The 13,559-nt window shown below is 68.2% G+C and carries 15 protein-coding genes and 2 pseudogenes; 8 read left to right on the top strand and 9 right to left on the bottom strand.

Annotation, left to right across the window (positions count from 1 at the left end; genetic code table 11):
* Positions 1-380 (top strand): annotated as a pseudogene (locus ACY5J6_RS14205) (primase C-terminal domain-containing protein); the annotation flags it as partial.
* 960 nt (positions 381-1,340) lie between these two features.
* On the opposite strand, the gene ACY5J6_RS14200 reads toward ACY5J6_RS14205, so the two are convergent.
* The 5 genes from ACY5J6_RS14200 to ACY5J6_RS14180 all read right to left on the bottom strand — a co-directional run bounded on the left by ACY5J6_RS14200 (position 1,341) and on the right by ACY5J6_RS14180 (position 4,291).
* Positions 1,341-2,066: an ABC transporter permease gene (locus tag ACY5J6_RS14200; RefSeq protein WP_038054955.1), complete on the bottom strand. Its 726-nt coding sequence runs from the start codon at positions 2,064-2,066 to the stop codon at positions 1,341-1,343.
* Positions 2,063-2,746 (bottom strand): ABC transporter ATP-binding protein, encoded by a 684-nt coding sequence (locus ACY5J6_RS14195; RefSeq protein ID WP_011279292.1) that lies wholly within the window; start codon positions 2,744-2,746, stop codon positions 2,063-2,065. Before ACY5J6_RS14195 ends, ACY5J6_RS14200 begins: the two co-directional genes overlap by 4 nt.
* Before the next feature lie 13 nt (positions 2,747-2,759).
* On the bottom strand, positions 2,760-3,404 hold the full coding sequence (locus tag ACY5J6_RS14190; protein ID WP_126203071.1) for a hypothetical protein: 645 nt from the start codon (positions 3,402-3,404) through the stop codon (positions 2,760-2,762).
* Positions 3,405-3,698: 294 nt separating this feature from the next.
* Positions 3,699-3,968, bottom strand: a complete 270-nt coding sequence (locus ACY5J6_RS14185; RefSeq protein ID WP_011279290.1) for a DUF5647 family protein — start codon at positions 3,966-3,968, stop codon at positions 3,699-3,701.
* Positions 3,965-4,291, bottom strand: a complete 327-nt coding sequence (locus tag ACY5J6_RS14180) for a DUF7718 family protein (RefSeq protein WP_462846885.1) — start codon at positions 4,289-4,291, stop codon at positions 3,965-3,967. The genes ACY5J6_RS14185 and ACY5J6_RS14180 overlap by 4 nt, the downstream gene beginning before the upstream one ends.
* Before the next feature lie 1,625 nt (positions 4,292-5,916).
* Here ACY5J6_RS14180 and ACY5J6_RS14175 point away from each other — a divergent pair.
* The 3 genes from ACY5J6_RS14175 (at position 5,917) to ACY5J6_RS14165 (ending at position 7,200) form a co-directional block, all read left to right on the top strand.
* Entirely contained in the window at positions 5,917-6,192 is a 276-nt protein-coding gene (locus ACY5J6_RS14175; RefSeq protein ID WP_462846884.1) for a ribbon-helix-helix protein, CopG family, read from the top strand.
* Positions 6,193-6,195: 3 nt separating this feature from the next.
* The gene (locus ACY5J6_RS14170) at positions 6,196-6,975 is read left to right on the top strand and encodes a hypothetical protein (protein WP_462846883.1); all 780 of its coding nucleotides are present in this window, start codon (positions 6,196-6,198) and stop codon (positions 6,973-6,975) included.
* A gap of 87 nt (positions 6,976-7,062) precedes the next feature.
* A complete protein-coding gene (locus ACY5J6_RS14165) occupies positions 7,063-7,200 on the top strand; it encodes a hypothetical protein (RefSeq protein WP_462842289.1) in 138 nt (45 codons plus the stop codon).
* Here the strand turns inward: ACY5J6_RS14165 and ACY5J6_RS14160 are convergent.
* The 4 genes and pseudogenes from ACY5J6_RS14160 to ACY5J6_RS14145 form a co-directional block, all read right to left on the bottom strand.
* Entirely contained in the window at positions 7,197-8,765 is a 1,569-nt protein-coding gene (locus ACY5J6_RS14160; protein ID WP_462842290.1) for a hypothetical protein, read from the bottom strand. The genes ACY5J6_RS14165 and ACY5J6_RS14160 overlap by 4 nt on opposite strands.
* A gap of 300 nt (positions 8,766-9,065) precedes the next feature.
* Positions 9,066-10,031 (bottom strand): restriction endonuclease, encoded by a 966-nt coding sequence (locus tag ACY5J6_RS14155; protein WP_462846882.1) that lies wholly within the window; start codon positions 10,029-10,031, stop codon positions 9,066-9,068.
* Positions 10,032-10,053: 22 nt separating this feature from the next.
* Complete coding sequence (locus tag ACY5J6_RS14150; RefSeq protein WP_462846881.1) at positions 10,054-10,422, bottom strand: hypothetical protein; 369 nt, start codon at positions 10,420-10,422, stop codon at positions 10,054-10,056.
* Positions 10,423-10,583: 161 nt separating this feature from the next.
* Positions 10,584-11,177: pseudogene (locus tag ACY5J6_RS14145) on the bottom strand (transposase family protein); the annotation flags it as partial.
* Between ACY5J6_RS14145 and ACY5J6_RS14140 the strand changes: the two are divergent.
* The 4 genes from ACY5J6_RS14140 to ACY5J6_RS14125 form a co-directional block, all read left to right on the top strand.
* Positions 11,071-11,331 (top strand): DUF5647 family protein, encoded by a 261-nt coding sequence (locus tag ACY5J6_RS14140; protein ID WP_462846880.1) that lies wholly within the window; start codon positions 11,071-11,073, stop codon positions 11,329-11,331. The pseudogene ACY5J6_RS14145 and the gene ACY5J6_RS14140 sit on opposite strands and share 107 nt — an antisense overlap.
* 84 nt (positions 11,332-11,415) lie before the next feature.
* Complete coding sequence (gene relB, locus ACY5J6_RS14135) at positions 11,416-11,628, top strand: type II toxin-antitoxin system RelB family antitoxin (protein WP_462842283.1); 213 nt, start codon at positions 11,416-11,418, stop codon at positions 11,626-11,628.
* 192 nt (positions 11,629-11,820) lie between these two features.
* Positions 11,821-12,264, top strand: a complete 444-nt coding sequence (locus tag ACY5J6_RS14130) for a MerR family transcriptional regulator (protein WP_462846879.1) — start codon at positions 11,821-11,823, stop codon at positions 12,262-12,264.
* Positions 12,265-12,655: 391 nt separating this feature from the next.
* On the top strand, positions 12,656-13,559 hold a 904-nt coding region (locus ACY5J6_RS14125; protein WP_462846878.1), incomplete at its 3' end, for a replication initiation protein.

Here is a 13,559-nt window from a genome sequence, read left to right as displayed (position 1 = left end):
CCCTGGACCCCCGGGAGGTGGGGCACACGGCGAAGAGCGTGTCCGGGTGGACCTGGAAGAACTACCGGGGGACCCGGGTGTGGCCGACCTCCTCCACGGGAAGGCCGGACCGGAGCCGGCTTCCCCCGGAGGCCCGGGCCCAGATCCCGCCCCTCCAGGGCCAGGAGCTCCAGGAGGCGGTGAAGGCCGGGGCCTCCCTTGGGGGGCGGAAGCGTGGATCCCAGCGCAGGCAGGAGGCCGAGGCCACGGAAACCAAGCTCGTGGAGGCCCTGAAGCGCCTCCAGGCCCGGGGGGAGGCCATCACCGCCCGGGCCCTGGCCCAGGAGGCGGGAGTCCACCCCTCTACTGCATCCCGGTGGCTCAAGCGGATGCGGGGATAGGGTTGAGCGCGAATGACTCAAGGGCCCCCCCCCAAAAATCGGGGTTTTCGCCGTCCAGGAGCTGGCGCAGGGTGTTGCACAAGCCTGGTGGCTATCAGGGTAATCAGGCGGGGGCGCGGGGGCGCAGCCCCCGCCCGCCCCGAAGGGGCGGAATAGAAAGCCTCGAGGTTCCCCGTCAGCTTGCTCACGAGAAAATCCCCCCCTCTCTTTTAGGGTTTTTGGAAAGATTTTCTCTTTCCCTTCACGTAGACACGGTAAACCTGCACAAAAGTGAGATACCTCACATATCTACCCGCCACGCACGCCATTTTCCACGTCCAGGACGGCAAAAACCCCGATTCCCCTCCTCCGAGACCCGGCCTAAAACGGCGTTTAAGGCGGGGGGTAGGTGGGGGGGGCTCCTCTTCTACCCCTCCCCCCGCCCCCCGGCCTTCTAGGGGCCTTAGGGCGGGCTAGAGGGGCCTTTCCGGGGAAGGGTGGGGCGGCGGACCTGGGGGGCCGCCCTCGAGGCTCCTCCCCCCGGGCCCCCGCCCCGCATAAACCCCACACCCCTGGGGGCCCTGGGATCCCGGCCCTTCCCCCGCATAACCTTGCCGGGATCCCGGGGCCTTCCCCGCAAGCCTATGCACCTGGTCCCCGGTTTTCCGGCTTCCTGACGGCCTTTCTTGCGCGAAAGGTGGCTTTCGTGCACCTACCCCCCTGGAAGGGCCTGAGCGGGCTTTTGAGGCGGGGGGGGAGAGGGGGTCAAGGGGGAATAGCCCCCTCCCCCACCCCCGGCCTTCTAGGGGCCTTAGGGCGGGCCGTGGGCCCCTCGGGGGTGCGGTGTGGCCTCACCGAGAATCTCATGGAGAGGTGCGGCGGGGAACGAAGATGCGGGACCAAAAGCCCGGGCCTTTTCCGAGGAACCGTAGAAGTGCAAGTTTCAGCTGGCTTTCTCGCAGAGGACAGCGCCAGAAGTTTCTAATAATCGAGGAGCCGGCCGCTGCGCCTTCCCCAGCTATAACTGTGGGCAAATGCCACGCCGCCAACCAACACCCAAAACACGGTTACAGCCAGTAGCGGCCCGAACCCCTCTCCTAGAAAAACCCTAACCGCCCATTCCAAGGGATTCAGCGTGTTCAATGTGCGTAAGGCTAAGGGTAACTTTTCCCCTGGCACGAAGAACCCGGAAAAAAGGAGAAGATAAAAGGTGAGCATCTCGGTAAAGCTCCCCACTTGCTTGTAGCGCAGTGAGGCTGCGAGCAACGAAAGGCCGAGCCCCCAAACGCCTGTCAGCGCCAGCAAGCTGGCGGCCAGCGCTTCCGGCCCGAGGCCAGCCAGCGAAACACCGCTCAGCCTAGCGTAAACTGCTAGGGCAGCGACCCAGGGCAGGGCCATCGAAAGCTCAGCGAGGGAGAGCGCAACGACAAGGGCCGCGGGGGAGTGGGGCGAGGCGAGCAACCGGCCTAGCGTGCCCAGATAAGCTTCCTCCAGAAAGAAGTTGGCCATCCTTGCCAGCAAGTGCGCGGCGAGATACCAGAGTAAAAATCCGGCTACGTAGGCCGGTCGCGCTGAATACCCCTGGCTGGTATACAGAATGGCGGTAAAGAAAAACACCTTCACTAAAAGTCCAAGCGCATAATCGGTAAAATAGCGCCTCTGAAGGGCAAAGCTGCGTGCCAGAAAAGCGCGAAAAAGGGGAGTCACCGGTACACCTCCAAAAGCCAATTCCGGAGCGTTTCTGGGTCATGGACCCCTTTGGCTGCGAGATCCGAACGAACCGCGATCTCGCGAACTTCACCTCCTTTCAGCACTATGAAACGGTCGGCAACTTCCCAGGCCAAAACCGGGTCGTGCGTGGTAATGAGAACCGTGGGGAGTTCCTTGATACGCGCAATGAGGTCGTTTTGCGATTGGAGATCGAGCCCCAAGGTCGGTTCATCGAGGACATAGGCCGCAGCTTCCTGTATCAGGGTGCTGGCAAGGGCGAGTCGCTGTTTCTGTCCACGCGAGAGGTTCTGGGCCAACCGGTCTCTCGCTTCCCCCAGACCAAACGCGGACAGCAACTCTAAGCCTTTCTCACGGATGGTGCGTTCGGGGACACCCGCGAGCCTGCCGTAAAAAAGCAAGTTCTCCCAGGCTGTCAGGTATCCGTAGAGGTTCTCGGCCTCCTCAAAAAGAAAGCTTAGCCAGCGCCGTTTGCCCGGAGTAGGGCGGCTTCCGAACACCTTAAGCTCGCCGGCATCTGGTTCCACCAACCCAGCGATGATCTTCACCAACGTGGTCTTGCCTGCCCCGTTCGGACCGAGGAGAACTACCCGCTCCCCCGTCCGCAGGAAAAAATCTACTCCCCGGAGGGCAGGTGTCCCCCCGGGGTAGGTTTTCACGACACCTTTAGCTTCAACGACGTACGGCTGCCCCTTCGTTGATGAGACCGCCACGGCCCTCAGTCTTGTAGTAGAGATCCGTCGAAATCGCCGTACTGTAGACAAATCGCTGAAAGGCCCCCAGGAAACCCGTCAGAAGGGCGAGGTATGTGGAGCGTATGGGAACCTCACCGTCATCCACCGCCCGTACCCAAACCCGGGGATCGTGCGCGCTGCTCTCGAGCCGATCCTTGGATTCCCTTAGAGCATCGAGGTAGGGTCCAAAGTACTCCTTGACTTTGGCGAATTGCGCCTGTTCCTTCTTGAAGGTTTCCACGAGGTTTTGTGCTTTGATCGCACTGGCCATTTCATCAAAGAGAACTGTGTTCAAATCAAGTAGCACCTTTCCTGAAAGCTCTTTGCGAAGCACATCAGGTTCGAGCTTTGGAGCCAGCGGGTTACCCGGATATTTCTCAATAGCGATGTCTTCGAGCATCATGGTGTAAGCAGCATCAATGTCGCGCAAGCGCTGCTTTGCGGTTGCCGCAAGGTCCAGGCTCTGGTTGTGGTGAGAAAGTGCCTCGTCGTACGAACCGTTAAATGCTGCAATGATGGCTTCCTCATATGCGGTGTTCGCAGCGAGAAGGGTTTCAAGCGTCATACCAACGACCCGACTCACACGAGCTGCGGAAGAAACGAGCATTATCTTTTTGGTCGGTTTGTGATTGATTCCACCTATACCCTAACTGTTGCTCTCCAACATGAGAATTTGGTGAGCCATGGAAGGGGGCGCGGGTGCGGCTTCCCGGTGAGGCCCCTTGTGGTGCGCTTCATGGCCCGGAGGCCCCACCTCCTCCCCGCCTCCTGGGGCTTGGTCCTGGTCCTGGGGGTGGTGGAGTGGGGGAGGCTTGGGAGAGGCGGTCCTGCGCCTGCCCTTCCTCCCTCGGAGCTCTCCGGGGCCTCTCCCGCCCCCCTAGGCGGCCCTGGGGGCCACCTCCACCTCCCTGCCCGGCAGGAGGAGGCGGACGGGCCTCCCCTCCAGGAAGAGGGCGTAGACCAGGGGCCAGCCCTCGGGGTTAGGGGCCTCCCGGGCCCAGGCCAGGGCCTTCGCCGCCACCTCGGGCTCGTCCAGGGGGAGGAGGACCAGGCGGTAGGCCTCGGGGAGCTCCTGGAGGAGGCCTGCCTCCAGGAGGTGGTCCATGAGGATCCCGTCCAGCTCGGCCAGCCTTTCCGCGGGGTTCACCACGCTTCCCTCCCCTGGGCCTTGGCGGCCCGGTAGGCCTCAATGTACTCCTCGGCCCGCTGGGAGAGCTCCCTCTCCGCCACCTTCGCCGCCCTGCCGGGATCCTCGGGAAGGTCCACGGGCTCGTGGGCGGCGACGCGGTTCCGGTCCCGGTGGGCCCTGCCCCTGGCGGTGTCGTAACGGGCCACCCAGACCCAGCGACCTTCTTCGGGGTCCCACCACTCCAGCTGCACCGCCCAGGAGCGCAACCTCCCCCGCTCCACCTCTAGGGTGACGCGGAGGCGCCGGTCTGGGCCGAGGACCACTTCCCGCCTGCGGACCACCGTTCCAGACTACCCTTCTCCCGGCCTCTAAAGGGCCTAGAAGGCCTTCCCCGGGAGGGAGAGGAGGGGGGTACTCGCCCCTGGCTTTCTAGGGCCCTTCTGGGCGGCGAGAGGGCACAAAAAGAGGCCCCGGCCCGGTGGGGCCGGGGTTTGACCAGCCGGTGGGCTGACCGGGTGGGGCTTCCCGCCCCTGAGGTTGGTCCCAACGGCCTGGGCCCGCGCACGGGCCCTCCGGCCGCCGCCCCCGACTCCTCCCGCAGGAGGCCGTGGGGCTCCTACGCCCCTGTTTCGCCGGTGGCCGGCCCGGAGTCGCCCCCGGACCTCGCGCCCGGTTTTCGGCCTCGGGACGGCCGTGGCTGCCACGTTTAGGCCCGTGGCCGGCCGGCACTACGGCAGCTCCCGCCGTGGCTGGTCCCGTGAGGCCGGACCGCGCCGCCACGGATAGGCCCGTGGCCGCCGCGCCTCTCCCCCCTTCCGGGATCCACCTCCCTCCCGGGAGGCCTCCCCCGGCGGGGGATCCGCGCCAAGCTTTCTGCCCCGTCTTGCCTTTTCTGCCCTCGGGTACTGCCCCTTCCCCTCGGGATCCCAAGACCCTTTGGGCGGGGAACAACCCCCACCCCGTGGCGCCGAGGCCCCCCTGGGGTGGAAGCCCCAGGGGTAAGCCGGTCCGGGCTTTCCTTAGCCGGCCTCACGACCGCATGGGGTACGGGGCCCCCCATGCCGCCGATCTGCCACGTACTTGCCCGGTCTCCCCCTCTCGCGCGCCGGGTTTTGGCCGCCGCCTCGGGAGGCTATGGCCTCCGTACGCCGCGCGGTTACTCCCCACGGCTCACCCACCCCCCATCGTCCCGCCGCCAAACGGTCCGGGAGGACGGGCCGAGAGGTTCCCCCGTTAGGCCGCGGTACTTGCCCCTTCCCGCCTTCGCTACGCCCTGGCCGCCCATCTGCCCTTTCCCCCTACGAGGTTCCGGAGCTCGGGGTACTCCAGGCACGGCCAGGGTTTCACGGACCCCAGGCGGGGGGCTCGGAGCAGAGAGGGATTCGCACCCTCCCCGTTACAGGCCTAGCTATCGTGCGCCCCAGGTTATGGCTTCCCTGGTCAGCGGGGCCTCCAGTCTCCCTCAGCCCCCTGGCGCCTCACGACGCCCTCAGCACCGGCCTGCTCCGCACGCGTGGTGGGGCTATGGGTTCACCCCACCCCGCGGCCCGGACTCGCACCGGGTTTCCCACGGCCAGCCCTGGGGGTTCGCCCCCAGGACCCTTTCCGGGTCGCCCAACCTACCCCCCTTCTCCCGAAGGGGTATGCGGATCGCGGTCGAACCGAGGGCTTTGCCCCCGGAGCGCCGCGTTGAGTGCGGGGCGAGCCAGGATGTTCCCCCGGCACCCCGCTTCCCCGGCGTTCCCCCGGAGGTGTTGGCGGGCACCCCCGTGGTACTTGTCTGGCCCCGGCGCCACCCGGGTTGGGTCCACCCCCACCCTACCCTGCCCGCCCCCGCCCCGTCAACCGGGTCGCTCAGAGGGGAACCTCTATTAGGAGGCCCCTACCACGCCAGACCGCGTGAAGAGAAAGGCCCTCCTCTTGACAAGGCCACCCCCCGTGGTACACTCCTTCCTAGGAGGCCCCCATGTCCGTCCTTGCCCGCCTGGAGAAACGCCTACGGGAGAAGGCCCGGCCCCGCCTGGAGGAGCGGCTGACCATCCGCCTGGACCCGTCCACCCACGGGGCGCTGGAGGAGCTTGCTCAGGAGCACGGCATGACCCTCTCGGAGCTGGCTCGGGAAGCGCTCACCATGCTGGCGGAGGAGTACCGCAGTAGGGGGGCAAAGGAGAATCTACAAGAGCTGCCAAAAGAGCAGCCAAAAAAGCGCCCCTCTCTCTTCTCCGGTAGCGCCCGGGAGTAGCCCATGCCCGCCGACCCCGAGGACTACCGCCTCCTGCGAAGCCAGAGCGCCCTCCTGGCCCAGGCCCTGCGCCTGGTGGCCCGGGACGGGTACACCTGGTGGCAGCTCCAGGAGACCCCCACGGAGAAGGTCCTCCTGGCGGTCAAAAAGCTGGACGAGAAGTGGGCCGTCCTGCTGGACCGCCCCGCCCGGAACGTGCGCCGCCAGGCCCGCCTCCCCGTGGTCCACGCCCTCCTGGCCCCGGTGAGCGCTATGCCCCCCGAGGCCCCCCACCCCACCTGGCCCATCCTGGTCCTGGCCGACCAGAAGTTGCCCGGCGAGCACATGCACCGGGTGGCGGATCCCAAGCACCTCCCCACCTGGGTGGCGTGGCGGAAGGAGGGCTGGAGGCCCACCTACGTCCTGCGCAAGGACCCGCGGGGGCGGTGGACCTGGTTCCTGGAGGAGGGCTTCTACCGGGAGATGCTGGAGGAGGCCCTCCACTACGCTACCCGTGGGGACTGGCCCCGCCTGGTGGGGCACCTCAAGACCCTGGGGAACCTGCCCATGTTCAGCGGGGTGTGGGGCCAGCTCCAGGAGATCCGCAAGCGGGTGCAGAGGCTCTGGGGGGACCGGCACCTGAGGGACCCCGAGGGCCAATGGAAGGCCCCCCCGTGGCGGAAGGCCCTGGAGGGGTGGCCCAGGGCCCCCCTCTCCCCCATCGGGATGCGCCTCTACCCCGAGGCCCCCCCGAGGACCCTCGGGGAGTGGTGGGAGGCCCACCGGAAGGGGGGCGGGGGGTGATCCGGGGACCTGAAGACCTCGGCCCGGGTCTACCCGGAGCACCTCCTCCAGGTTGGGGCCTACGCCCTGGCCCTGCGGGCGGAGGGGGTGGAGGTGGAGAGGGGCTTCGTGGTGGCCCTGCGGGACGGGGTGACGGTGGCCGAGGTGCCCCTCCAGGAGGCGGGGGAGGCCTTCCTGGGGCTCCTGGCCGTCCACCGCTTCCTGGAGGGGCTCAAGGGCTCCTAGAGGGCGAGGCTTCGCGGGGCCTGGGCCGCCTCGGCCAGCTCCCGGGCGAAGGCCTCCACCTCCGGGGACACCTCCGCGTTCCCCGGGCCCCGCACCTCCGCCACCCGCCAGCCCCCGGGGGTCCGCCGGAGGGCCAGGGTGGCCACGGGGCGGCCCTCCCCGTCCCGCAGGGCGAAGAACCGCCTCTCTCCCAGGAAGACCCAGGTCCAGTCCTCCCTCCCCAGGCAGTGCCCCATGGCCTTGCCCTCCTCCTCCAGGGCCTCGGGGGAGAGGAGCTCCACCGCCACCAGCCCCCTCCGGGCGAAGGGCCCCGGGAAGAGGGGCTCGGGCTTCCCCATGGCCCGCTCCGCCAGGGCCCTAAGCCCCAGGTTCTTGTCCCGGAGGGCGGCGAAGCGCCAGGGCTCCTCCAGGGCCCGCTTTAGGAGGGAAAGGGCCAGGCGGGCCTCCTCCTCCCCCGGCCCGCGGCCCCAGGCCCGCAGCACCGCCACCATGGCCTCCTCCTGGGCGGGCGAGGGGTCCGGGTCCTCCGCCAGGAGGCCCAGGAGGAGGCGCCAATCCTCGCGGTCCAGCTCGCGCAACCAGGGGAGCCCCCGCTCGGGCTCCTGCAGGATCCCCGCCCGGAGGAGGAGGGAGAGGAGGCGGGAGAGAAGCTCCCTGGGCACCCGCCCCTCGGCGAAGGGAGGTCCTTCGCGCACGCCCCGGGTGAGGCTCGGGTAGGCCAGGAGCCAGCGGGCCTCCCCCTCCCCCCAGCCCTGGGCCCGGAGCAGGGCGTACCCCCGGCGCAGGAGCCCCCGGTAAGCTTCCCAGTCCAGGAAGAGGTGCCCCAGGGAGAGGAAGGAGAGCAGGGCCTCGGGGCGGCGGCGCCACTCCCGGGAGAAGCGCTCCCCGTCCAGGGCCAGGAGCCTGCGGGCGTGGAGGTAGGCTACCAGGCTCCTAAGGTGCCGGAAGACCTCCCAGGGATGGAAGGCCTCGCGGAAGTCCCGGGAGGCCTCCTCGTCCCGGAGCCAGCGGGCCAGGGCCCGGTCCACCACCTCCCCCACCCGGGAGGGATCCAGCTCCAGGAGCCAGGCCCAGGCCACCGGGTCCCGGGGGGTGTGGGTCAGGGCGAGGTATTCGCCGTAGGAGAGGAGGAGCGCATACGCGGGGTGCCTACGCCTGCGCAGTTGCGGGATCCCCTTCTTCTTCCCGGGCAGGAGGCGCTCCAGGACCTCCCAGGTCTCCTCGTAGTGGCCGAGGGACCACATCCAGGCCGCCCAGGTCTGGGCCCGCTGCAACCCTTCCCCGTAGGCCCAGCCGTCACCGTAGGGCAGGAAGAACGTCCCCCCGAAAAGGTGGACCCCCTCGGGGGCCAGGCGGATGGCCCCGGAGAGGCGCTCCGGGGTGAGGGTCTCCGCGAAGGCCTGAAGCTCCGCCTCCGCCTCGGGCGGGGGCGGGGCCTCGGGGGAGAGGGACTGGGCCCCCTCCCCCCGGAGGAAGCGGAGGGCGGCCCGGGCCCCCTCCAGGTCCACCATCGCCTCAAAGACCTCCGCCAGCGAAACCTCCTGGAACCACGCCTTCTTCTCCATCGGCAAGCCTCCTCTTCCCCGCCCCTGGGGGCGGGGTCATGGCCAAGGGGGAAAGCCCAAAAGACACCCCGGCCCTCGGGGGGCCGGGGGTTTGGGGTGCGCCTATATATATCTATCCTCCAAACCCTCAGCCAGAGTTTTTAGGCGCCAGATAAAACAGACGAGTTCCTAACTTACTCCAAGAGCTACGATCCAGGCGCAATTTTGAGTTCAGGTGTAGCGTTGTAGCTTCCTCTGACTCCAAAAGATTTTGGCCAAGAAAAGGGAGGGGATAGGCTCCCCCTCCCTCTCCCCGGGCGCTCAGAAGTCAAAGGCGGACCAGAGCCCTTTGTCCACGATGAGCTCGGCCAGCTCCTTTCCGCTCAGGATGGCGATCCTGAGGTTTTCCTGGTTCTGGTACTCCTCAGCCGCCTGGTAGGCCTCCTCGCTCACGTCCCCCGTGGTCACCACCAGCCCCACCTGGGCAACCCCCTCGCGCAGGGCCTGGGCCAGCTGATCCACGGCTTGCCTCCCCATGGGGTTTCCGGGCTGGTAGAACTTGGCCTGGATACCGACACTGACCGGTATCCCGTCCATAAGCTTGAACTCGGCCACCACGTCCGCCCCCTGGTCCTTCCTTCGGGAGACCACCCTTGCGCTCAGGGCCCCCATGGCCTGTGCGAGACGGGCCAGGAGCTCTTCAAACCGGTCGGGGTTCATGCGGCCCTGGATGAGCTCTTCGTGCACGGCCTTCACCATGCGGGCGCGAAGCTCCCGGGCCAGGTTGGGCCTTTCGCTCCGCTTGGCGTCCTCCACGACCCTCTCAATGTCGGCCACCAGGTCGCTGGTGTCCATGAGGGTCCCGCGGGCCTTCATCCGGGCCTGCAAGGCGGCTGAGGCCAGCTCGCGGGGGATAGACTTCTTGTCGTTGAGCCAGCGGACGGGCCTGCGGTAGGCGGCCACGGGGTGGCCCTCGTCGTAGTAGGGGTCTCCCGTGATCTCGGCCACGTAGAAATGGCCCGGCGACGGAACCACCACGTAGTCCCCCGGCTTCATCACCTTGAGGAAGTCCCAGAGGAACCTCGCAAAGGCGCTCGCCGAGCGGTTGTTCTCAATCCCGTAGGCGGCCTTCACCCGCTCGCGGACATCGTAGAAGCTCAGGCCCTCCTCCAGCAGGCCCTTGACCTCTTTCCACCCCACGAAGACCTCGTCCTTCTCCAGGGCCTCCTGGGTCAGGTCCTGTCCCAGGGGGGCCAGCCGCAGAATAAAAGCGTTCCTGTCCTCCATTTCCGCCCTCCTCTCTTCTGCCCTAACCAACCGCCTCCTCTTTCCGAGCCCCGGGGTTGCCCTCCTTGCCGAGGAGCTTCTCCCGGGCCAGGGCCAGGGCCGTCCTGTCGGTCTCGGGCCGCTGGAGCAGGCCCTCGAGGACCCAGGGCACCAGGTCTTTGGGCAGGATGTACCAGATGGGGCGGCCGCTGCTTAGGGGCCCCCCCTTGTCCTCGGGGTTCGGGCCGCCGTTCCAGCGGATGCCCAGGGCGTAGGGCCACGCCTCCCCCTCGGTCTCCTCCTCCCTCCACCGGACCAGGGTCACGGAGTAGGAGTTCGCTCCCCCGTTGAAGAGGACGGCCACCAGCTGGAGGCGGCTCCTGGGGTGGATGACCTGGTTGGGGTCAACCATAGCTTGCTCAATAGTTAGGTTAGCTAGTTAGTCAAAGCCTGTCAAGCTTGACCGAAGCCATCCTTAACCAGGTGCCTGCGGAGAGGGGTGCTCAAGCCCGCCCAAAGAATGGGTACGGGCTTCCCCTCCCCCAGCTATCCCCTCAGCACCCTGAGCTCTCATCACTTTCCTCCCCCCAGCTCCTGAAGCACCCTGACCAACTCTGCCAGCACGGCTTCCTTCCAAGGCGGGGGCCCCTGGGCCAGGGCGATGCGGCCCAGGCGGAAGAGGCTCTGCTGCTCGGGATGGGCCAGGAGCCGGAGAAGTCATTCCCTGCCCCGCAAGCGCACCCCCAGAAGGACCAAGAGCGCCATCCCCAAGGCCAGAAGCCATAACCACCCCCTGAGGCTCGCCCCTGTCCGCAGCCGATGGCGGTCCAGCCCAAACCCCTGCCCCTTTAGGTCCCCAATAGGCCAGATACCAGGGCTCTCGCCCCCCGGGTACACCTGGAGGGTGACCTCCACCCCCTCCCCGCCATGGCCCAGGTCAGCGAAGCTACCTTGAAGGCGGACCTGTCCACGCTCGGGGCTGGCCGGCTTGGGGTAGCGCTCCCCCAGGAGGAAGCGCTCCCTCGCCTCGGTCTCCACGCCTCGGTTGCGCCGCAGGCGGATGAGGAAGCCCATGCCCCACTCCTGGAGCTTTCGCATCAGGGAGACCCGGTCAAACCCACGGTCCAGGAGGAAGAGGGGGGTGTACCCCTTTGTCCTGGTGGCCCTGGACCCCTCGGGCCCCGAGCTGATGGCCTACGCCCTGGAGGCGGCCAAGCGGAGTGCGGGGGAAGGCCCCATGGTCTACGCCCTTTTCCAGGGGGAGGAGCTTCGGCTGGCCATCGCCCCGGAGGGGCCCATCCTCCCCGCCCGGGCGGCCTAGGCCCGCGCCTTGAGTGTCTGGTAGCCGGGGGGAGAGGGCAGGGCAGGCTCAGGTCTGCCATCAGGGGCGCTATGCTTGGGTGCAATGGTTGTTGTGCGCCTGCCCAAGGAGATCGAGGAGCGCCTCACGGCCCTGGCTCAAAGGACCGGGCGGAGCAAGAGCTACTACGTGCGCCAAGCCCTCCTGGAGTACCTGGACGACCTGGAGGACTACTACCTGGCGGTGGAGCGCCTGGAGTCCCGCCTCCCCGGCATCCCCCTGGAGGAGGTGGAGCGCCGCCTTGGGCTAAAGGATTGAGTTTGACTCCCGGGCCGAGCCTTGGCTTCCCGCCTTGCTTCTCAGGCGGTTGCCAGAAGCCGGCACGGGGGCCTCGCTCCCGGGTGAGCGCCCGCTCAGCGCCCCTGGTGAGCGGTAAGCGCTCACCATGAGCGGGTTAGGGAGGGGACGCTCACCTTGAGCGCTCAGACGCTCAGGGGGTAGACTTCTCCCGTGGAGAGCCCCGATGGTCGGCAGGACGAGACCTTCCTGCTCCCGGCCCTGGCGGCCCGGATCCTGGGGGTTTCCCCGGCCACCCTCCGGCGGTACGCCGCCCTGTGGGAGCGGACGGTGGGCCCCCTCCCCCGGGCTCCGGGGGGCGGGCGGCTCTGGCCCGAGGGGGCCCTGGCCCGCCTGCGGGCGGCCCGGGAGCGGGCCCTGAAGGAAGGTCTCCCTCTGGAGGAGGCCCTGAGGGGCGAGGTCCCGGAGGGCGGCCTTCCCCTCTTTCTCCCCGCCGAGGGGGAGACCCTGGCCCTCCTCAAGGCCTTGGCCGAGCGGCTGGAGCGGGTGGAGGGGGAGCTCAGGGCCCTGCGGGAGGAGAACGCCCGCCTCAGGGAGGCCCTGAAGGCCCTGGAAGCCCCCCGCAAGCGCCCCTGGTGGCGCTTCTGGGGGCGGTGAGGGGGGATGGGGGCGGCGGCCTTGGGGTCTGACAGGTGGGTGAGGAAGTGAAGCGGGGAAACGGCTAGCCCCACGCTAGCCCCACGGATGTGGGGAACAACTCTAGACGGGTGGCTACAAGACGGGTGGCCCGTGGCCCTCGGCTGACCCCCGTGTACGGGGAACGAACAGATGGCGGGAACGGCGTTTTTTCCGCCTCCATCCCCGCTGCCCCTTCCTCACGCCACCTGTCAAGTTCCTCCGGGCCCTGCGGCCCTACCCCACTACCCCCAGGCGGGGGCGGCGGCACTCTCACCCTTCGCCGGTAGGATGTGAAAAAGCCCCGGCCGGACGGCCGAGGCCCCTCGCCAGGGCCTCCATCCTAACCCGGCCGGGGGAAAGGAGGCAAGAGATGGAGCGCAACACCCGGCCGGAAGCGCGAATCCCGCAAACCCTCGCTAAAATCGCAGGACTCTTCCAGAAAGACCCCGCCCTGGGGGAGCGGGCCCTTCGCGCCTACGCCGCCCTGGTCGGCCTTTCCCCGGGTCAGCGAAGCTACCTTGAGGCCCTGCGCCCCTTCCTGACCCCTTCCCGGCGGGAGCGGGCCCGGGAGGCCTTCCAGGCCGCCTACCTGCGCCACTTCGCGGAGAGCCTGCCCCGCTACCCCTACGCCACGGACGACCCGGCCCAGGGGGTCAGGATCCAGAAGCGGGAGAACGCCCTGAAGCGGGTGCACATCCAGGTGGGGCACTACCCCCACGCCGTGCTGCGGCTGGTGGTGGACGTGGACCTGCCCTGGCCCCTGGCGGAGGAGCGGTTTCGCGCCCTCCCTCCCACCCTGATGCTGGTCAACCAGACGGGCCACTTCCACGCCTGGTACGAGATCGACCCCATCCCCCTGCGGGTGCCCCCGGAACGGCAGGAGACCCTGCGGAAGACCCTGGCCCTCCTGGCCCAAGTGGAGGCTCTGCTGGAAACCTTCTACGGGGCGGACCCGGGCTACAACGGCCTCCTCTCCCGGAACCCTCTCCTGCACCCCCCGGAGTGGACCTGGGGCGGGGGGAAGCGGTGGACCCTGGAGGACCTTCTCCGGGAGCTTCAGGCCCTCCTGCCCCGGGGGGTGCGGAGGGCGGCCCGGTGGGAACTCTCCTCCTACGGGCGGAACTGCGCCCTGTTTGACCGCCTCAGGGTGGAGGCCTACGGGCAGGTGAACGCCTTCCGGGGCCTCACCGGGGGCTGGGAGGCCTTCCGGAACTGGGTGTACCAGCGGGCCTACGCCCTGAACCAGGCCCTCTTCCGGGACCACCCCAAGGGCT

The sequence above is a fragment of the Thermus sp. H19.2 genome, assembly GCF_054979525.1.
The sequence above is the reverse complement of the archived record's forward strand: the minus strand, read 5'-3'. Positions and strand labels throughout refer to the sequence as shown.

What these genes read in the sequence shown, in the direction of transcription:
- ACY5J6_RS14175 (WP_462846884.1), top strand. Translation starts at nt 5,917, where the DNA reads ATGTCCGTCCTTGCCCGCCTGGAGAAACGCCTACGGGAGAAGGCCCGG.
- ACY5J6_RS14170 (WP_462846883.1), top strand. Translation starts at nt 6,196, where the DNA reads ATGCCCGCCGACCCCGAGGACTACCGCCTCCTGCGAAGCCAGAGCGCC.
- ACY5J6_RS14160 (WP_462842290.1), bottom strand. Translation starts at nt 8,765, where the DNA reads ATGGAGAAGAAGGCGTGGTTCCAGGAGGTTTCGCTGGCGGAGGTCTTT.
- ACY5J6_RS14155 (WP_462846882.1), bottom strand. Translation starts at nt 10,031, where the DNA reads ATGGAGGACAGGAACGCTTTTATTCTGCGGCTGGCCCCCCTGGGACAG.
- ACY5J6_RS14150 (WP_462846881.1), bottom strand. Translation starts at nt 10,422, where the DNA reads ATGGTTGACCCCAACCAGGTCATCCACCCCAGGAGCCGCCTCCAGCTG.
- ACY5J6_RS14140 (WP_462846880.1), top strand. Translation starts at nt 11,071, where the DNA reads ATGAGGAAGCCCATGCCCCACTCCTGGAGCTTTCGCATCAGGGAGACC.
- relB (WP_462842283.1), top strand. Translation starts at nt 11,416, where the DNA reads ATGGTTGTTGTGCGCCTGCCCAAGGAGATCGAGGAGCGCCTCACGGCC.